The 19,594-nt window shown below is 49.3% G+C and carries 12 protein-coding genes; 11 read left to right on the top strand and 1 reads right to left on the bottom strand.

The genetic code is table 11. The features are described from left to right. Positions 1 to 187 precede the first annotated feature (187 nt). The 9 genes from M4J38_RS17865 to M4J38_RS17825 all read left to right on the top strand — a co-directional run bounded on the left by M4J38_RS17865 (position 188) and on the right by M4J38_RS17825 (position 13,783). Positions 188 to 1,780 (top strand): glycerol-3-phosphate dehydrogenase/oxidase, encoded by a 1,593-nt coding sequence (locus M4J38_RS17865; RefSeq protein WP_251761171.1) that lies wholly within the window; start codon positions 188 to 190, stop codon positions 1,778 to 1,780. Then, positions 1,777 to 3,105, top strand: coding sequence for a glycerol-3-phosphate transporter (gene glpT, locus M4J38_RS17860; protein WP_251761170.1), 1,329 nt, complete (start codon positions 1,777 to 1,779; stop codon positions 3,103 to 3,105). The genes M4J38_RS17865 and glpT overlap by 4 nt, the downstream gene beginning before the upstream one ends. A 42-nt stretch (positions 3,106 to 3,147) precedes the next feature. Then, positions 3,148 to 6,360, top strand: a complete 3,213-nt coding sequence (locus M4J38_RS17855) for a SusC/RagA family TonB-linked outer membrane protein (RefSeq protein ID WP_251761169.1) — start codon at positions 3,148 to 3,150, stop codon at positions 6,358 to 6,360. 10 nt (positions 6,361 to 6,370) lie between these two features. Beyond that, positions 6,371 to 7,900 carry a SusD/RagB family nutrient-binding outer membrane lipoprotein gene (locus tag M4J38_RS17850; RefSeq protein ID WP_251761168.1) on the top strand — a complete coding sequence of 510 codons (1,530 nt, stop codon included), beginning with the start codon at positions 6,371 to 6,373 and terminating at the stop codon, positions 7,898 to 7,900. Positions 7,901 to 7,928: 28 nt separating this feature from the next. Next, complete coding sequence (locus tag M4J38_RS17845; protein ID WP_251761167.1) at positions 7,929 to 9,455, top strand: DUF5689 domain-containing protein; 1,527 nt, start codon at positions 7,929 to 7,931, stop codon at positions 9,453 to 9,455. A gap of 76 nt (positions 9,456 to 9,531) precedes the next feature. Next, positions 9,532 to 10,728 carry a phosphatidylserine/phosphatidylglycerophosphate/cardiolipin synthase family protein gene (locus tag M4J38_RS17840; RefSeq protein ID WP_251761166.1) on the top strand — a complete coding sequence of 399 codons (1,197 nt, stop codon included), beginning with the start codon at positions 9,532 to 9,534 and terminating at the stop codon, positions 10,726 to 10,728. A gap of 12 nt (positions 10,729 to 10,740) precedes the next feature. Further along, positions 10,741 to 12,195 (top strand): calcineurin-like phosphoesterase family protein, encoded by a 1,455-nt coding sequence (locus M4J38_RS17835; protein WP_251761165.1) that lies wholly within the window; start codon positions 10,741 to 10,743, stop codon positions 12,193 to 12,195. A gap of 5 nt (positions 12,196 to 12,200) precedes the next feature. Continuing rightward, a complete protein-coding gene (locus tag M4J38_RS17830; RefSeq protein ID WP_251761164.1) occupies positions 12,201 to 12,872 on the top strand; it encodes a GDSL-type esterase/lipase family protein in 672 nt (223 codons plus the stop codon). Next, complete coding sequence (locus M4J38_RS17825; RefSeq protein WP_251761163.1) at positions 12,869 to 13,783, top strand: glycerophosphodiester phosphodiesterase; 915 nt, start codon at positions 12,869 to 12,871, stop codon at positions 13,781 to 13,783. The genes M4J38_RS17830 and M4J38_RS17825 overlap by 4 nt, the downstream gene beginning before the upstream one ends. Positions 13,784 to 14,285: 502 nt before the next feature. Here the strand turns inward: M4J38_RS17825 and M4J38_RS17820 are convergent. Beyond that, on the bottom strand, positions 14,286 to 16,781 hold the full coding sequence (locus tag M4J38_RS17820; protein ID WP_251761162.1) for a M1 family metallopeptidase: 2,496 nt from the start codon (positions 16,779 to 16,781) through the stop codon (positions 14,286 to 14,288). 125 nt (positions 16,782 to 16,906) lie between these two features. On the opposite strand from M4J38_RS17820, the gene M4J38_RS17815 reads away from it, so the two are divergent. After that, positions 16,907 to 18,385: a DUF4476 domain-containing protein gene (locus M4J38_RS17815; RefSeq protein ID WP_251761161.1), complete on the top strand. Its 1,479-nt coding sequence runs from the start codon at positions 16,907 to 16,909 to the stop codon at positions 18,383 to 18,385. A 5-nt stretch (positions 18,386 to 18,390) separates the two neighbouring features. Next, complete coding sequence (gene truA / locus M4J38_RS17810; protein ID WP_251761160.1) at positions 18,391 to 19,140, top strand: tRNA pseudouridine(38-40) synthase TruA; 750 nt, start codon at positions 18,391 to 18,393, stop codon at positions 19,138 to 19,140. Positions 19,141 to 19,594 lie beyond the last annotated feature (454 nt).

Raw genomic sequence — 19,594 nt, 5'->3', positions numbered from 1 at the left:
CCGTTAAATCACTGTTTCTTTCAAGTACAGCCTGTCAAATCCCAAAGAGACACCAATACAATCGCTCTCCTACAACTTGATCGAAATCAATTAATATCGTAAAAGTAGGTATATCGGAAAACGATGTACATTGCATTGAGATATTTTACTACTTTCGATACATAAGCCGGATATAATATCTACGCCAATGAACCGGAACTCAAGTATAGAAAAGATGCGCGAAGCCATCACCTGGGACCTTGTGGTTACAGGTGGCGGGGCCACGGGACTGGGAACGGCACTGGAAGCCGCCGCGCGCGGGTACAAAGTGTTGCTTCTCGAACAGTCCGATTTCGCCAAATCCACCTCCAGTAAAAGTACCAAACTGGTACACGGAGGAGTGCGCTACCTGGCGCAGGGCGATGTGGCCCTTGTAAGGGAAGCAAGCATCGAAAGGGGATTGCTGGTGAAAAATGCGCCCCATCTCGTAAAGAATCTCTCCTTTATTATACCCGTTTACACCTGGTGGGACAGGATTAAATACACCATAGGCCTGAAGTTATACGACTGGATCGCCGGGAAGTTGAGTCTCGGCGCCTCGGTATTCGTAGGGCCCGAAAAGGTGGTTTCCCGTTTGCCCAACATTGTTCGGGAAAAACTGAAAGGCGGCGTATTGTACCACGACGGGCAGTTCGACGATGCCCGGCTGGCCCTGAACCTTGCGCAAACCATTGAAGAGAAGGGCGGCGTAGTGGTGAATTATGTGAAAGTTACTTCGCTCCGCAAAGATGCGCAGGGTAAGGTGAACGGGGTAGAGGCCCGAGACCTGGAATCAGGGGAATTGTTCCGGCTGAAAGCGAGGGCCGTGGTGAACGCGACCGGTGTTTTTGTAGATGATATATTGAAGATGGACCAGCCCGGCGTAAAGAAAAGCACAACGGCCAGCCAGGGGGTACATGTGGTGCTCGACAAAATGTTCCTGCCCGGAAATGAAGCGCTTATGATCCCGGAAACGCCGGATGGGCGCGTGTTGTTCGCGGTACCCTGGCACGGTAAACTGGTTGTGGGTACGACGGATACCCCGGTGGAAACGGCCACCCTGGAGCCGGTGGCATTGGAGCAGGAGATACAATTTATCCTGGATACCGCGGGTCAATACCTGGTGCAGAAACCGAAACGCTCAGATGTATTGAGTGTGTTCGCGGGCCTTCGGCCCTTAGCCGCTCCGCAGGGAGAGGGCCAAAAGACCAAAGAAATTTCACGCAGTCATAAGATTATAGTTTCTCCTTCAGGACTGTTTACCATACTCGGGGGGAAATGGACCACGTACCGCAAGATGGGGGAAGACCTGGTTGATAAAGTAGAGTCGGTAGCGGGATGGGGAAAAACTGTTTCCGCAACCCGTCATTTACCGGTGCATGGTTACCAGGAAAAAACGGATTGGAACGATCCGCTTTATTACTATGGTTCCGATGCGGAACAGGTGCGCGGATTAATGCAAGCACACGGCGGGTGGATCAGCGAGAAACTGAAGATCAGCGTAGCGCAGGTGGTATGGGCGGTAGAGCAGGAGATGGCGCGTTCCGTGGAAGATGTGCTGGCGCGCCGAACCCGGGCCATCCTGCTGGATGCGCGGGAAGCTTTGCGCATAGCCCCGGCCGTGACTGATGTAATGGCCACATTGCTGGGAAAAGACGCCGCCTGGAAACAAACACAGTTGGCTGATTTCAGCAATGTAGTGGAATATTATTTACCTGAACATTATAAACCCAAGAAGCAAGACCAGCCTGCCATAGTATGAAAATGACCTCTTTTTTCGCGCCCGCGGCGCACAAACCATTGCTGCCAGCCAATGAGATAGACAAGGAATACAAAGCGCTCCGCCTGAAAGTGTTCCTCGGTATTTTCATCGGGTATGCGGGCTATTACCTTGTAAGAAAGAATTTCTCTATGGCCATGCCTAATCTGGTGGAGAAGGGTTTCTCTAAAGGTGAGCTTGGCGTGGCGCTTTCCGGTGTTTCCATTGCTTACGGATTGAGCAAGTTCCTGATGGGCAATGTATCCGACAGGAGCAATGCGCGGAAGTTTCTCTCCATCGGCCTGTTCCTTTCCGCGCTGACCATGATCGCCATGGGATTGGTGCCTTTCTTCACCGGCTCCATCGCTGTGATGTTCAGTGTACTCTTCATCAACGGTTGGTTCCAGGGCATGGGATGGCCCCCTTGCGGCAGGGTAATGGTGCATTGGTTTTCATTAAGAGAGCGCGGCGGAAAAATGGCGATATGGAACGTGGCGCATAATGTTGGGGGCGGACTGGTTGGTCCGTTAACCGCATTGGGACTTGCCATCTTCGCCGACTGGCACAGCGTTTTTTATTTTCCCGGCCTTATTGCCCTCCTGATTGCCCTGGTGGCTTTCTGGCTGGTGAGGGATACGCCGCAATCCTGCGGGCTGCCACCTATCGAACAATACAAAAATGATTATGCGCCGGATTATTCTGAATCACATGAGAAGGAACTCAGCGCCAAAAAGATATTCCTTGATTACGTACTCGTGAACAGGCTGCTGTGGTACATCGCGTTCGCCAATGCCTTCGTGTACCTGGTGCGGTATGGTGTACTGGACTGGGCGCCCACTTATCTCAAAGAGGCCAAGGGATTCTCTTTAGGAGAAACCGGATGGGCCTATTTCGCTTATGAATATGCGGGCATTCCCGGCACATTGCTGTGTGGATGGTTGAGCGATAAAGTATTTCGCGGAAAACGTGCGCCGGCCACGATCCTGTATATGCTACTGGTGTTGGTGGCTGTATTGGTGTATTGGAAAAACCCTGCGGGCAACCCCATGGTTGATCACATCGCGTTGGTGGCCATCGGCTTCCTGATTTACGGACCGGTGATGCTGATTGGTGTGCACGCGCTGGAACTTGTTCCCAAAAAAGCCGCAGGAACAGCCGCCGGGCTTACGGGACTTTTCGGGTATCTCGGCGGCGCCTTGTTCGCCAACGCGGCCATGGGCTATGTAGTGGACGCGTGGGGATGGGATGGCGGTTTTATGGTGCTCATCGCAGCCTGTGTATTGGCCATCCTTTTCACGGGCATGGCCCTTAGAAGGGAAAGAAAATAATAGAAGGAACCAAAACAATCTTTAATAACCCAAGTGTTGCTTATGAAAATCTCAACGATTGCTGCAGGAAGAAAACTGCCGGTACCGAAATTGCTCGGTATTGTTGTCCTGCTCCTGGTGAACATGGCTTTGTTCGCCCAGCAAAAAAAGATCACCGGAACGGTGACGAATCCCAACGACAATAAGCCCATCCCCGATGTGAACGTCCAGGTGAAGGGTACCAGCAGGGGAACCACATCTAACGAAAAAGGGGAATTCTCCATCAATGCAGCGGAAAACGAAACCCTTGTTTTTTCCGCCATCGGCTTCCAGGTGAGAGAAGTAAAGGTGGGAAAACAGGACCGGCTCACGGTGCAATTGCTCGGTACAGCCAACGAACTGGAAAATGTAGTAGTGACCGCCCTCGGTATTAAGCGGGAAGAAAGAGCGCTGGGCTATGCCACCACCACCGTGCAGGGAGAGCAACTGACCAATGCGATGGCCAGCAACTGGACCGACGCCCTTTCAGGTAAAGTGGCCGGGCTGAATCTTGTGCGCTCCAACAGTGGTCCCACCGGTTCCAACAAAATCATCCTTCGCGGTGAAAACAACCTCACCGGCGACAACGAAGCGTTGCTGGTGGTAGACGGTGTGATCATGAACCAGGGTAGCGGCAGAAGAACGGCCATTTCAGGAGAAAGCGCCTATGGTACCAGCAGCGACAACATGCCCGCCGACTACGGAAGCGGCATCAACGATATCAACCCCGAAGACATTGAAAGCGTGACCGTATTGAAAGGTCCAGGCGCTGCCGCGCTATATGGCCAGCGTGCCGCAAATGGCGCCATCATCATCACCACCAAATCGGGCGCAAGCAAAAAGAAAGGGTGGGGCGTAACACTCAATTCCAACGCCAATATTGAACAGGTGAACCGCTGGCCCGATTTTCAATGGGAATATGGTCAGGGGCTGAACGGCGCCAACTACTATTCCCTCGGCACCTCGGAAGACGGTCCTTCCACCAGCGGAACTTCTTCCGCCTACGGACCACGTTTCGACGGACAACTCTTCTACCAATGGGATCCCGTAACCCAAACCAGGGGAACAGTAAGAACACCCTGGGTACCCTATAAGAATAAACTGAAGAAGTATTTCGAAACCGGCAAAACACTGACCAATACCGTTAGTGTGGAAGGCGGTACGGAAAAAACTTCCGCCAGGTTCTCCTTCACCAACGTCACCAACAACTGGATCACACCCAACACCGGTTACAACAGGAACACCGTGGCCCTTTCCGTGAACACGAAAGTGAACGAGAAATTGCAGATCGCCGCTAAAGTAAACTACAACAACAAATGGAGCGATAACCTGCCCGGCGCTGGATACGGCAACCAGTCCATCATGTATTGGTTCATCTTCTGGCAACCCAATGCCGATATGGATTGGCTGAGGAATTACTGGAGAAACGGCCAGACGGGAAGACAAATCGCTTACCCCTTCAGCACCTTCCCCGAGAACCCTTTCGCCATCGCATACGAATTCATCAACCGTTCCAACCGCCATGCTTTCAATGGCAATGTGCAGGCCACGTATAACTTTACCCCTGAACTTAGCCTGATGGTAAGAACGGGCATGGACTTCAGCTACGAGGCGCGTGCCCAGGAAAGACCTTACGATGCCGGTTCCCGGTTGCCGAAAGGAAGCTTCCGTACCCAAAACATCTTCTCACAGGAAGCCACAACCGATTTCCTGCTGAAATACGCCAAGAAAATCAACAGCGATTTCGATTTCTCGATCACCGGTGGCGGAAGCGCCACGCGCAACAACTACAATAAGGATGAACTGCGGGCTGACTCCCTTACTTCTCCCGGCATCTATACGTTCGCCAACAGCGCGGGGCAATTGATTACACTGCCTTATCAGAGCGAATACGCCATCAACAGCTTCTACGGTATCCTGACCGCGGGTTTCAGAAACTACCTGTTCCTGGACCTCACCGGCAGACAGGACTGGACGAGCGTACTCGCAACACCGGCCAGAACCGAGAACGCCGGGTTCTTCTACCCATCGGCCAACCTTAGTTTTGTGCTGTCGGATCTCGTGACAATGCCCGCCTCCATCGATTTCGCCAAGCTCCGTTTCTCCGCTTCTGGCGTGGGCAGCGGGGGCACGAGAGAATACCTCACTTCCTTCTATTATGTATCACCTGGAAGTCAGTTCGCCGGCGGATTGACTAACCCCTCCGTATTGGCCAATCCCAATCTGAAACCACTCAAAACGATCACGTATGAAGTGGGCGCTAATGTGAAATTGTTTAAAAACCGGCTCGGCTTCGATGTTGCGCTGTATGAAGGCAATACAAAGAACCAGATACTTTCGCGCGTGGTAGACAGGGCCAGCGGGTACGCCACCGCCTATTTCAACGCGGGTCGTGTGAACAACAGGGGCTTTGAACTCGCGATCAATGCAACACCCGTGAACATCAAAAACGGGTTGCGCTGGAACACCAATTTCGTTTTCTCCTCCAACAGCAATAAAGTGGCGGAATTACTCGACAGTTCAGTCGTATTAAGAACAGGGCCCGTTGCCGGCGGACAGATCGTGGCGAAAGTAGGAGGCAGCATGGGCGATTTGTACGGAAGAGGTTATGTGCGTTCCCCCGATGGACAGATCGTGTACGATGAAACCACCGGCTACGCTAAAATCAGCGAAGACGTGCAGTACCTCGGGAATACCATTCCCCGTTATAAATTCGGTTTCAGCAATGATCTTTCTTATAAAAATTTCAGGCTGAACTTCCTGTTCGACGCGCAGATGGGCGCTGTGGCCCACTCGCTGATGCACTACAAACTGGCGGAACAGGGGAAAACAACCAATACCATCCCCGGCCGCTATAACGGCATCATCGGTAACGGAGTAGTATTAGGCACAGATGGTAAATATGTGCCGAATACCACCATCGCCACGAACATCGATGAATACTACCGTTCCCACTGGGGCATAGACAATGGCGAAGGAAGCACCTTCTCCACGGATTTTGTCAAGTTCCGCGAAGCACGCCTCGACTATTCGCTGAAAGCGAAGGCGCTGAAAAAACTTGGATTACAGCGTGCCACCTTCGGCGTATATGGCCGGAACCTGTTCATCTGGTCGCCCTGGCCCATGTTCGATCCTGAATTCGGTACGCTCGCGGGCACCGATATCGTGCAGGGCTTTGAAACAGCGCAGTTCCCTTCTACCAGAACCATCGGCGCCAACTTAGTAATCGGATTCTAAAATGATGACCATGAAAAAAATACTTCAACATATAACCGCCACACTGCTGCTCGGAAGTGTAACGCTCAGTTCCTGTACAAAAGATTTTACAGCGAAGAACACCAATCCGAACGCCGTGCCTGAAGCGCTGCCGCAGCAATTGTTACAGCCTTCCGTCGTGAATACGATGACCTATAATATGATCCGCAACCGGAACTTCAACAACGAACTCATGCAGGTGACCGTAGACATGGGCGATGCGGAAGGACGCGTTTTCCGGTACGATTTCAGGTCAAACCTCTCGGATTATTTCTACAATGGCCTGTATTCGCAGCTTACGGATATCAAAGACATCTACAAAGTAGCGAACACCGCGCCCAACAGTAATTCATCTTACCGGGCCATTTCGCTTATCCTCCAAAGCTGGATCTATGCCAACCTCACGGATACCTTTGGAGACATTCCTTATTTTGAATCGAACCAGGGAAAAGACAGCCTGAACTTCGAACCGAAATTCGATGAACAGAAAACCATCTACCTGGATATCTTCAGCAAACTGGAGCAGGCGAATGAATTGCTGAAAGGAGATACTGCCATTGTGGGCGCAAGTGATCCCATTTACGGCGGCAACCTTTTCCGCTGGAGAAAATTCTGCAACTCCCTGTACCTGCGGTTATTGCTGCGTATTTCACATAAGGCTGATGTCGCCGATGCCTGCATCACCAAGATCAGGGAAATACTGGAGACCAACGCCGCGAACTACCCGGTGATTGCCAGCAATGAAGAATCCGCCATTGTGCAATGGATCGGCGGCGGCGCACTCAACTCTCCATTGCTTACCGTTCGGGAGCAGGATTTCCGGCAGCCCGCCATCGCGAGCTTCTTCATCGATAACCTGGTAAACTGGCGTGATCCACGCATTGATCCCGTTTGGGGAACCAGTGGCGTGAACAGGTGGCGCATAGCGGCGTTCCAGGGTTCTTTCCAGGGCGTGCCCAGCGGCTACCATCCCAATGAAAATCCGGAAAAGAAATCCTACTTCTATTCTACGAACCAAACCGTTTCCGGTAACGCAGCGCCTACTTTAATGAACGATCCCATGACGGGCATCATCATGAACTACGCTGAAGTGCAGTTCATCCGCGCAGAAGCGGCCTTACGGGGATGGACAACCGCATCACCAGCCGCGCATTATAACCTGGGGGCCGAAGCCGCCATCAAATACTGGGTGCCCACCTGGAACGTGGCCATCCAGAGTTTCCTGGAAGCCGCGGATATTCAGTGGAACGATGCGGAATCTTTTGAAGAGAAACTGGCGAAGATTCATTTGCAGAAATATTATGCGCTGTTCCTGGTAGACTACCAGCAATGGTTTGAATACAGGAGAACAGGGTATCCCGTTCTGCCGAAAGGCGCGGGATTGCAGAACGGCGGCATCATGCCCGGAAGGATGAACTATCCGGTGTATGTGCAGTCCACGAATCCAACCAATTACCGGATCGCCGTGGACCGCCAGGGCGCGGATAATATGTCTACACTAGTATGGTGGCAGCGGCCTTAGTTATGGCAACAATTAAAAAACATTAAGTATGAAAAAGCTACTCTATATATCACTGGTACTGGCGCTTGCCGCGGTAACAGGTTGCGATAAGAACGGCAATTACGGTGGTGGAAAGGTGAGTCCGTACATTGCCATCTATGATGTGCGCGGTATTTACAAAGGTGAGGACGTCAAATTGACCACACAAAACATGTTCGGCGCCACCAAACTGGCGGCCGTGGTAGTATCGGATCATTCCGGGAACAACCTGCCGGAAGGCCTGGTGTTCGTGCAGGATGCGCGTCGCCTGGATGCGTTGCGCGGTATCGCCTTGAAGATCGGCAGCGAAGCGGCCGGGTACGTACCCGGAGATTCCCTGCATGTGGAACTGAACGGCGCTACCCTCACCAATGAAGGTGGCCTGCTGATGGTGACCGATATTCCCAAAGGCGGCATCACCAAAGTGTCTTCCGGAAATACACTGCCGGTGGTAAGGGTACCCATCAACAAAATACTGGAGCATCCAGATTGGTATGAGGGAACTTTGTCGGTGATCGTGAAAGGAAGTTTTAACCCACTGCCTGCGCCAACCGATGTATTCTCCGGACAAAAAATGCTGAACGATGGTTTCGGCGATATCACACTGAATACGTTGCCAGGCTCGGCCATCGCGAACAATGTATTGCCTTTCAGCGCCAATTATTATGGTATTGTACTGAACACTTTTAATGCGTCGGGCGATACCATTCCCGAGTTCAGGGTGCGCAAGGCGGATGATATTGTGGTGCTGAGTTCAGAAATAAACATTGTGCCCATGGTGATCTCAGGGTTCCTGAACGATGCCAACGGCAGCGATAACAATTACGAATACATCCAGTTGCTCGCTACGCGCGATATTGATTTTTCCGTTACACCGTATTCCGTGGTTACAGTAAACAATGCGGGAACCGCCACGCCAACGGGCATCCCGGTGAATGGATGGGCAACGGGCGGCCTGCGCACCTATAAGTTTAACCTTACAACAGGGTTCGCGGCTAAAGGAACTTATTTCTATATCGGAGGCTCTACGAAAGTGATCAATGGCAGTGGCTCCACGAACATCAGCTCCGCGAATTGGGTCCGTTCCTTCCATTATGGAAATACGGATGGGGATGGATTCGGTACCAAAACCACGAACCTGCTGGCCAACAGCGGCAACGCATCGGGGATCGCTGTTTTTGCGGGAACTACCGTGACAAAAGATACCAAACCACTAGATGTGCTTTTTGTAGGCGCGAACGGCAGCATATACTCCGCGGGTCCGCCACAAGTAGGGTTCAGGGTGGGAGATACGGATTATTATGATGTGCGGAACCCGATTACGCTGGAGGATCAACCTTATTACAGGGCCGGGTCCAATACGCTGAACCTGGTGTATGGCGGTATTTCCACCGGTTTCTTCAACCTGTTGGGCGGAGAATACAATCCCGTACTCGGCAAATGGGTGAAGGCCAGGTCGCAGGTGATACTTCCGCTCAGTGCCACTTCCACACTCACGGATATCGAAACGGAAGGAGCCACGAAACTGAAAGAATAACATGATTATATAGGGCGGTACGGACTTTTCAACAAGCATCCGTACCGCCTTTTTTTATTCTTCACAATTTGATCATATGAAGAATTACTGTACAGCGATCGCGCTGATCGTTGCTGTTTTTTTGTTGTCCTGTTCAAAAGGAGCAGGGGAAGGAACCACGGAAGAACAGCAGGAAACATTAGTTCCCGTGGCATTAACATTGCCCGGCGTTTATTTTACGGAACCGGCAAAAGTAGCTGCGGGGCAGTCGTCTTATACCATCATCGATAAGCTCATACAATTGGTGAAAGCTACTCCTGCAAAGGATTCTATTCACTTGTGCATCTACCTGATGGATTATCCGGCACTGGAAGATGAACTGGTGAAAGCCCATCAGAGAGGCGTTGTGGTGAAAATTATTTTAGATAAAAGCAGGGAAGAATCCATTCAGATGAACAGCATGTTGATACCACGTTTATCCAGTCGGTTGTCAGCCCCTTCGGAAGTAGTAGCCACCGTAAGTGATGCGGGAAGCACGGCCATTAACCACAACAAGTTCATGCTGGTTTCATCGGCGGTTACCAGTAATGGAAAAAGAAATAATATTGTGTTCCAGACATCGCACAACTGGAACATCAGTGAAACGAAAAAGATGCAGGATGCGCTGGTGTTTTCGAATGAAGGTGTATACCATGCATTCAGGAATTACTGGAGCCAGTTGAAACAGCGCGCTACAGCAGGAATGAGCCAGTTCTGGTACGAGGAATTTCAGGATGAGGGCGCGGGCATAACGGCTTTCTTTCTTCCCAAACGAAGAAATGGCAGCGCTTACGGCGATGATACGATCATAGAAATATTGAATAAAATAACCACACCGGCAACTGCCACGATACGGATAGGTATGAGCGATTGGGTGAAGTCGAGGATAAACGTGGCTGAGAAACTGCTTGACCTCCGTAAAAAAGGAGCGAAGGTGGAACTGGTGGTGAAGTCGTCCATCGATATAGAAGTTCAGCAGGTGTTGAAAGAACTGGTGAACGCTGGTGGATCGGTGAAAATGTACAACATGACACAACCCGGGCAGAAAGTGAATATCCATGCCAAATTCATGCTGATAGAAGGAAGCTGGTCAGGGGCCAGTGCGAAAGTGCTCGTAACCGGTTCTCATAATTTTACCACTAATGCGTTGCGCAACAACAATGAAATACTGCTGCAATGGGTGAACGCTCCGCTGTACGACAGCTACATTCAATATTTCAATGAACTTAAAACAATTCCCGGCATAAACTTCTAAGCAACCCGCACAATGAAAAGAAGATCGTTTATCATCCGCTCCCTCTTACTTACCGGGGGCGTATTGCTCACAGGCTATCAGTTTGTTTCCGCCAACGTTAAAAAGGCGGTGAAAAAGAACCCGAAATCTATTCTGAAGGAAAAGAAACGGGTAAAAGGAAAAGTGGTGAGCAATGGAAAAGGCATCTCCGGCGTAGTGGTGAGCGATGGATTCTCCGTGTTGAAAACGGATAAGAACGGTGCATTTGATTTTACCATGCATACCGATGCACGCTTCGTGTTTATTTCCACCCCATCGGGCCATGCGTTCCTCCAGGAGAAGGGGATTACCAAGCATTATGTTCCCGTAGGTGAAATAACGGACCAGGAAGTTGTTTTTTCACTGGAAAAACTACCGGTATCCGACGAAAAGCATTCTTTCCTTATTTGGGCCGATCCGCAAACAAAAACAAAAGCGGACGTAAAGAAGATGATGACGCAGACCGTTCCGGATGTGGTAAAACTGAAAAATGAAATGCCCGAAGGAACGCTGCTGCACGGCATTACCGTAGGCGATATTGTTTGGGATACCCTTGATATGTTCCCCGACTACGCCGGTGCCGTCGCTGAAATGGGTGTACCCTTCTTCCAATGTATGGGCAACCACGATATGGACCTGGAAAAGGGTGGAGATGAAACTTCGGATGTGACGTTCAATCAACACTTTGGCCCCTCCCATTATTCGTTCAACCGCGGGAAAGTGCACTATGTGGTGCTGGATAACGTGCGTTATCTCGGAAAGGCCCGCGAATACGATGGCCATATTTCCAACCAGCAACTGGCCTGGTTAAAAAAAGATCTTTCCTTCGTACCTAAAGACCACCTGCTGGTACTGTGTGCCCATATTCCTATCCTGAAAGCCACGAAAAACAAAGAGGTATTGCTGAACATCACGAAGGGTTATAAGATGCACCTGATGACCGGCCATACCCACATCAACCGGAACTCGATAGAAAGAGGGGTTTTTGAACACAACCACGGAACTGTTTGCGGCCCCTGGTGGGTGGGCAGAATCTGTGGCGATGGAACGCCCGGTGGATACGGCGTGTATGAAGTGGACGGGACGGAACTGAAGTGGTACTACAAATCAACCGGAATGCCCGCCGACCATCAATTAGAGTTGAAAACACAGCAAAGCCAGTCTGGCGAAAAAGAATTACTCGTAAACGTTTGGAACCACGATCCCGCCTGGAAAGTGGAATACTGGCTCGATAATAGTTACAAAGGAACCCTGCGGCAACAGGAAGGGATGGATCCTGAAACCGTTATGTTGTATCTTGGTAAGGAACTGCCGAAAACCCGGGGCTTCGTGGAGCCTAACAAAACGGAACACCTTTTCACCGCTGCGCTTCCTCAGAAAGCCGTCAGCGTGAAAGTGGTGGCCACCGACAGGTTCGGCAAAAAATATTCAGTTGAAAAAACGGTTTAAATTTTATGAAAAAGATTTGCTTCGCCCTCGCTACATTCGCCACTTTGAATGCATCTGCACAGGTCAAATGGGACAGCACCCACCGGCCCGCCAACTTTGAATTGAAAGTGGCTCAGTTCAAATCCTATCCCGATAGCAAAAAAGATATCGTGTTCCTGGGAAACAGCATCACCGATGGCTCCGACTGGAACGAACTGCTCAGTGAACCACGGGCAAAAAACAGGGGCATCAGCGGTGATATTACCTATGGTGTATTGGAAAGACTGGATGAAGTGATAGAAGGACAGCCGGCCAAAGTATTTATTTTAATCGGGGTCAATGATATCTCAAGGAATATCCCGGACAGCTGCATAATCGCCAACCACCGGAAAATGGTGGAGCGTATTAAGAAAGGAAGTCCGCGTACTAAAATATACCTGCAAACCATTCTTCCCGTAAACAACGACTTCACGAAGTTTCCCAATCATTACAATAAAGATGAGCATATCGCAGCAGTGAATGCTGCAATGAAACAACTGGCAGCCGAAGAAGGCGCCACACTCATCGACCTCAACACCGCGTTCCAGGACGAAAAGGGGAAACTGAAGAAAGAATTTACTTACGATGGATTACACCTCACCGCAGCAGGATACCTGCATTGGAGGAACATCCTCAAAGCCGGAAATTACCTGAAATGAAAAATGTATGTTTTGTTGGGATAGCGTTATTCACTACCGCTATTGCGTGTAAGACACCCAAAAGTAGCGTGGTTTCCTCCATTCCCTTTCCGTCTTTTTCCGCCGAAGGACACCGTGGTGCCAGAGGGCTGATGCCGGAAAATACCATCCCCGCCATGAAGAAAGCCATCGATATGGGGGTTACCACTTTGGAGATGGATGTGGTGATTTCAAAGGATAAAAAAGTAGTGGTGTCGCACGATACCTACTTCCACCAGGATTTTTGTCTTACGCCCGAAGGGAAGACCATGACGAAAGAAGATGCGTTCTCCCGGGCGCTCTATACCATGAATTATGACAGCATCATAAAATATGATGTGGGCTCGAAACCTCACCCCGGCTTCCCCCGCCAGGAGAAAATGGAGGTACACAAGCCTTTGCTGGAAGACCTGGTTACCGCTTCGGAAAGTTATGCCGCAGAAAAGGGGCACGCACCGCTCTGGTACAACATCGAAACCAAGACCCAGGCCGGAAAGGATGGAACCCACCACCCGTTGCCGGAGGAGTTCACCGATTTACTGGTGGCCGTCCTGAAAAAGAAAGGCATCGCCAACAGAACTGTGATCCAGTCATTCGATATCCGTACCATCCAGGTGGTGAATAGAAAATACCCGGGCATCAAAACGTCTTATCTCGTGGATGCGAAGGAGAAAAGAACCCTGAGCGAGCAATTAAAAACACTGGGGTTCACGCCGTTTATTTACAGCCCCAATTACAAAATGGTAACGGCGGCGCTCGTTAGTGAGTGCCATGCCTTAGGAATGAAGATTGTCCCATGGACGCCGAATACATTAGAGGAGATCAGGGCGTTGAAGACATTGGGGGTAGATGGGATTATTACGGATTATCCGGATTTGTTTGGGATGTTGTGATTTTTTCACGCGATTGCTTCGTACCTCGCAGGCGCAACGTTAGAGCACGATTCAATTTCCTTCTTATGATTTGGAAGATGTATGATTTGGGAAGGTGTATGTGGTTATTATGGAAGTAGATTAGTTGTTGGGATAACATATAGAAACGCTTAAAAAAGTTAGTACTCTTCCTCTATGGATCACCAGATTTCCTGAATTGAAATGAGCACATCTAATAACAAGGTTTCATTATAGTTAAACTAAAAAGGGATGTATCAAACTTTGTGATACATCCCTTTTTATTATTACAGGTCAGGCATAAAAGTAAATTAGTTCTTCTGCCAGCTTTCTGCAAAACTGCTTTCTCATGAATCCGTGGCGTCGCTGCGTCGTGGCGAGAGATAAAAACATATTTTCTTCATCCCTCTATAAGTAATCAGCCAAACAACCACTCCTTACTCCTTGCGTCCTTGTTCCCGCGAGGTACGAAGCAATCGCGTGAAATACTTCCTTCCTTTTGTCACTAAAACCCTTTCTTACCCGCAATCTTCCCGTTCACATAATCAATCTGTTCCTGAATCGCTGCAGCATCGGCTCCAGTTTTCAGTTTTTCTTTCTTGGTCACGATTGTTTTGAGGTATCCGTTCATCAAATTCTTCACAAAGTCTAAGGACTCGGGCAGCATATCCCTGAAAGCCACCACGGCATCTACGCCTTTTTTCACTTTAGCGGTTTCAGCAATGGTACCCAGGTAATCGCAGAAGCGGGGAGTGAGATCGAACTTTTGCTGGTTCGCGGGCATTCCGGCATAGGCTTTGGCCACAAAATCAAAATCAGCGGCAGTGCCGTATTTGATGAAGATGTCGGATACTACGGCGGCAAGTTTCCCTTTCGCGTCGCCACTTTGTTTTTTCGCTTCTTCTTTGGCCGCTTCCAGGTTCAGGAATTGCAGTCCTTCCAGGGCTTCTCCGGCAACAGAGTAAGATGAATCTTTCAGGGCTTTCCTGAACAGCCCTTCGTATTCTGATTTTTTAAGTCCGGCAAGAATAGAGAGGGCGGAAGCACGGACAGGCGCGGATTTATCTTCCACGGCCAGTTTAAAGATATCCTGTTCATAGGCTGCGGGATTCATTTTTTTCTCCTTCATTTCATCCAGCACATATTTGCGGAGTCCATAGAAAGGATCTTTCAACGCCTTAGCCAGTACTTCTTTCGACAGTTCAGAAGAGCGGTTCTGCAGGAAGTGATCGATGGCCTCTTTGCGGTCCATATAGTTTTTAGCGCTCATAAACTGGGCGCGGAAACCGGCATCACCTTTATTGTCTTTCTTTTCGCAGAGCAGCATTTTGTCGGCGTCCACGTTAATGTGTTCGGGCTTCGACTGGTAGCTGAAACTGAAGGTGTCGGCTTTGGCGGAGAGGTTCACCTGGTAACGTGTTGCCTTTCCTTTTTCATACACATCAATAGCGATGGGCAGGAAGAACAGCTTGTCTTTCTGAGTTTGCTGAACGATGACGCTCGCTTTTTTGGCATTATCATCATACACATAGCTGATGTCAAGTTTGGGATGACCAGCACCGAAATACCACTGGTTAAAGAACCAGTTCAGGTCCTTGCCGCTTACTTCTTCCATGGCGAGGCGCAACTGGTGTGCTTCCGCGGCCTTGAACTTGTTCGCGTTGAGGTAAGTGCTGAGGGAGCGGAAGAATGCGCTGTCTCCGATATAGTTCCGGAGCATGTGCAGGATGCGGCCGCCTTTGTTGTAGCTCACGGCATCAAACATGTCTTCTTTGTCGCGGTAGTAAAAGCGCACGAGGTCCTTTTGTTCGCTTTGGCTCAAGAGATAGCCCGTCATATCTTCCAGGTTATGGTCGTCGGCCTTGTCCTTACCGTATTTGTATTCGTACCATAAATATTCGCTGTAGTTGGCGAATGACTCATTCACGGTGAGGTTGCTCCAGCTTTCCGCCGTTACGAGATCACCGAACCAGTGGTGAAAAAGTTCGTGGGCGATGGTGCTTTCCCAACGGTTGCCATCCACCAGTTCGCGTCCGTTCTGCTGGGCGGATTCACCGTGCAGGGTGGCGGTGGTGTTTTCCATGGCGCCGCTTACATAATCGCGTGCCGTGATCTGCGCGTATTTCACCCAGGGATATTCCACACCCAGGATCCGTGAAAAAAACGCCATCATTTCGGGGGTATCACCGAATATCTTTTTGGCGAAGGGGGCGTATTCTGGTTCTAAATAATAGCTCACTTCTTTTCCTTTGTACACATCTTTCACCACGGCGTAATCACCTACACCCATAAAGAAGAGGTAAGGGGCGTGGGGTTGCTCCATTTTCCAGGTATCGGTGCGGGTGCCGTCGCTGTTCTTCTTCTGCGAAGCCAGTTTGCCGTTGGAAAGCGTGATGAACTTCGCCGGAACGGTCATGGCGATCTCCTGTGTCGTTTTCTGGTTGGGGCGGTCGATCGTGGGGCACCATACGCTGGTGGCTTCTGTTTCGCCCTGTGTCCAGATTTGCGTTGGCTTGTCCTCTTTCCCTTCCGGATTAATGAAATACAGGCCTTTTGCATCTGTGATGGCTGCGCTGCCTTTCGTTTTGAATTCGTTTGGTTTCGCGGTGTACTCTATATATAAGGTATAATCTTCGCCACCTTTGTAAGCTTTGTCCAGTTGAATGGAAAGTTCCAGACCATCGTATTCATACGTGGCTTTCTTTTTGCTGCTACCTTTCACGATGCTCACGGAATGGATGTCCATGCCTTTCGCGTCCAGCACAACTTTGTCGGATGTGTAAAAGTGGGGATGCAGCGTGATCCACACTTTTCCCTTCATTTGACTGGCGGGGAAATCGAAGCTGGCATCCAGTTTAGTGTGTACCAGGTCGTGCTCCAGCGTAGCGCTGGCACGGTACATTTTTTTCCAGGTATCGTTCTGTTGGTTCTCTTCAGGGCCCTGTGCCATGGCGCAAAAAGAGGTGGCCAGGAGGGCGCAGATAATCGGTAATCGTCTCATAATAATGCGTTAAAGTGCGCCGAATGTACTTAAAAATAGTCCACAAAACCTGCTGTAAATGTTAAATGGTAGCCGCATTTCAGATAGCTTTGTGGTAATTTCACTGCGAACGAAGGAATTTTTATATGAACAAACTCAACGGGATCATTCTTCTTACCGGGTTAACGTTGTCTGCAACGGCTCAGCAAAAGAATTTTCTTTACATACAAACCGATAACGGTCAACCTTTTTATGTTAAGAAGGGGGCGGAAGTACTCAGCTCAAGTGTGCATGGCCACCTGGTAGTGCCCGATCTGACGGATGCCGTGGTGGAATTTCGCATGGGTTTTCCGAAGGGAGAAGTACCCGAGCAGGCGTTCGCATACAGTTCCGGGGGAAAAGATCAGGGCGTGGTGCTGAAGAATTTCGGTGAAAAAGGGTGGGGTTTGTTTAACCTTCAAACCCTTGCGGTAACTTATTCCGGTAGTGCGGACGCTGTAAAGCAGGGCGGGAATATGGCAGAAGAGTCTGTTGAGGGCAAAACGGATACGCTGCCTGGGAATACTGGTGGAAAAATGGCGCGGCCTGGTGGATTTATCGACCGGTTGGCAATGGTGGTAGATGATCCTTCCATCCGGATAAAACCTGAAGTACCGGTGGTGAAGAAAGCGGCGGTGAAGCAGGAAGTGGTGCAGCAAGCGCAGCCAAAAGTTGATTCGGCGGTTTTAGTGAAAGAATCTTCGCTTCCTGATAAAGTAGCAGTTGAAAAGAATGAGGATGCAGTAGTGAAAACAGATCTGGCTGCAGAAAATAGTGTATCTGTTGATAGTGCACAAGTAGTGGTTCAATCTGATAAGGAACAGGTTAAAATACTGGAGAAGAAGGAGGAAAAAACGGAAGAGGTGAAAGTCACACCGGTTTCATTGAAAAGCAATGTGGTGAAAAAAAGCATGACTAAGCTGGATTCCGGCCATATGGGCATATTTATAGATGAGTATTCTGATGGGAAAAGAGATACCATTAAAGTTTTCATTCCACAGGATGGATTGGATGCGCCCGTTAAAGAAGAAGTAAAACAGACTTCAGCGAAGAAAGAAGCAGTGTCGTTCCTGGATTTCTCATTGAAAAATGGAGAAGGAACCGGTAAAAATAACGCGGACTCTACCGTTAAAATACAGGCTGAAACGGATTCCGCCAGTGCCAAAGGCGGTGATGCCGAAGATGTAATAGTTGATTCTGTTATGGCCATTGTAGATGCGGAAGCCACAACAGACAGTACCGTGCAGGAAATTGTTGACACGGCCGTTGTGATCGTGGATACCGCCATTGCAGTGAAACCCCTGGGTGCATCTGAGTCCGATATGCTCCAGCTCAGGAGAAAAATGGCGGCGGAAACAACCGAAGAGGATATGGTAGACGTGGCCCGGAAAGAGTTCCGTAGAAAAAAATACGCGGTGGCCCAGATCAGGCACCTGGCCGCTTTATTCCTGAAAGAGGAGGGACGCTATGCCTTCCTGGATGCCGCTTACGGTAATGTAACGGATAAGGAGCAGTTTTCTACACTGGAAGACCTGTTGAAAGAGACCTATTATATCAATCGATTCAAAGCCCTGGTGGGTAAGTAACGCAGATGGGCAGATATTTCGTGGAAGTAGCCTATAAGGGGACGCATTACAGCGGTTTCCAGGTGCAGGAGAATGCGGGATCCATCCAGGCTGAAGTGGAGAAAGCGCTTTCAACCCTGCATCGCCGGCCTTTTCAGCTTACAGGTTCCTCGAGAACCGATGCGGGTGTACATGCTCTGCAGAATTTCTTTCATTATGACGACCCGCTGCCACCCCATGACCAGGTGTTGTACAAGGTGAATGCTATTTTGCCCCGTGATATCGTGGTAAAGAATATACTAGCGGTGAACGAATCGTCGCATAGCCGGTTTCATGCGGTCTCAAGAGAATATCATTATCATATATATAGTAAGAAGAACCCTTTTCTGGACGACAGGGCTTACTTTTTCCCTTATCCGTTGGATATGGACAGGTTACAGGCCGCTGCAGCTTTGTTGAAAACACACCGGAACTTTCAGTCTTTTTCCAAGCGCAACACCCAGGTAAAAACCTTCCAGTGCGAGTTGTTTGAATCGGAGTGGATACAGGGAAATGATACCCTGTTGTACCGTGTGAAAGGGAGCAGGTTCCTCCGTGGAATGGTGCGTGGATTGGTTGGAACAATGTTACAGGTAGGAAGGGGAAAGATTGGATTGGAAGAATTGAATGAGATTATACTTTCTTTAGACTGCACCAAAGCGGATTTCTCTACGCCCGCACATGGTCTTTTCCTAATGGCAGTAGCTTATCCTGAAGGGTTCTTTAAAAATCCGTAGTAAGGTTAACTGTGCTGAAAGCCTTATCTGATAGGACTTTCAGTGTTTTGTACATTCAGCTACGGAAACTTTCTTTGAAAAAATACATCCTGAAATTTGGAAGGAAAAGAAATCCGCTTATCTTTGCCGCCCGGTTCTGAAAAACGAACCACGCTCTTCGAAAGATGGATGAAAAAAAAGGAAAGAAAATTCCGAAATAAATTTTGGAACTTGATTAAAACTTGCCTTATCTTTGCAATCCGCTTTTGAAAAAAGCACAGTAGTTCTTCTCTTACAGGCTTCAAAAAATCATCGAAAATTAAGGCTGAAAAAAAACTTCAAAATTAATTTTGGTTGAATGAAGAAAGCCGCTTACCTTTGCAACCCGATCGAAAGATATGGTGGTATAAAAGTGAGATAAGTGATTGATTATTAAGGAATAAAGATCTTTGAAATACTGGAAACAACAGCGCCA

The organism is Parasegetibacter sp. NRK P23 (genome assembly GCF_023721715.1).
Lineage (GTDB): Bacteria > Bacteroidota > Bacteroidia > Chitinophagales > Chitinophagaceae > Parasegetibacter.
The sequence above is the reverse complement of the archived record's forward strand: the minus strand, read 5'-3'. Positions and strand labels throughout refer to the sequence as shown.

What these genes read in the sequence shown, in the direction of transcription:
- M4J38_RS17835 (WP_251761165.1), top strand. Translation starts at nt 10,741, where the DNA reads ATGAAAAGAAGATCGTTTATCATCCGCTCCCTCTTACTTACCGGGGGC.
- M4J38_RS17830 (WP_251761164.1), top strand. Translation starts at nt 12,201, where the DNA reads ATGAAAAAGATTTGCTTCGCCCTCGCTACATTCGCCACTTTGAATGCA.
- truA (WP_251761160.1), top strand. Translation starts at nt 18,391, where the DNA reads ATGGGCAGATATTTCGTGGAAGTAGCCTATAAGGGGACGCATTACAGC.
- M4J38_RS17855 (WP_251761169.1), top strand. Translation starts at nt 3,148, where the DNA reads ATGAAAATCTCAACGATTGCTGCAGGAAGAAAACTGCCGGTACCGAAA.
- M4J38_RS17820 (WP_251761162.1), bottom strand. Translation starts at nt 16,781, where the DNA reads ATGAGACGATTACCGATTATCTGCGCCCTCCTGGCCACCTCTTTTTGC.
- glpT (WP_251761170.1), top strand. Translation starts at nt 1,777, where the DNA reads ATGAAAATGACCTCTTTTTTCGCGCCCGCGGCGCACAAACCATTGCTG.
- M4J38_RS17825 (WP_251761163.1), top strand. Translation starts at nt 12,869, where the DNA reads ATGAAAAATGTATGTTTTGTTGGGATAGCGTTATTCACTACCGCTATT.
- M4J38_RS17845 (WP_251761167.1), top strand. Translation starts at nt 7,929, where the DNA reads ATGAAAAAGCTACTCTATATATCACTGGTACTGGCGCTTGCCGCGGTA.
- M4J38_RS17865 (WP_251761171.1), top strand. Translation starts at nt 188, where the DNA reads ATGAACCGGAACTCAAGTATAGAAAAGATGCGCGAAGCCATCACCTGG.
- M4J38_RS17850 (WP_251761168.1), top strand. Translation starts at nt 6,371, where the DNA reads ATGAAAAAAATACTTCAACATATAACCGCCACACTGCTGCTCGGAAGT.
- M4J38_RS17815 (WP_251761161.1), top strand. Translation starts at nt 16,907, where the DNA reads ATGAACAAACTCAACGGGATCATTCTTCTTACCGGGTTAACGTTGTCT.
- M4J38_RS17840 (WP_251761166.1), top strand. Translation starts at nt 9,532, where the DNA reads ATGAAGAATTACTGTACAGCGATCGCGCTGATCGTTGCTGTTTTTTTG.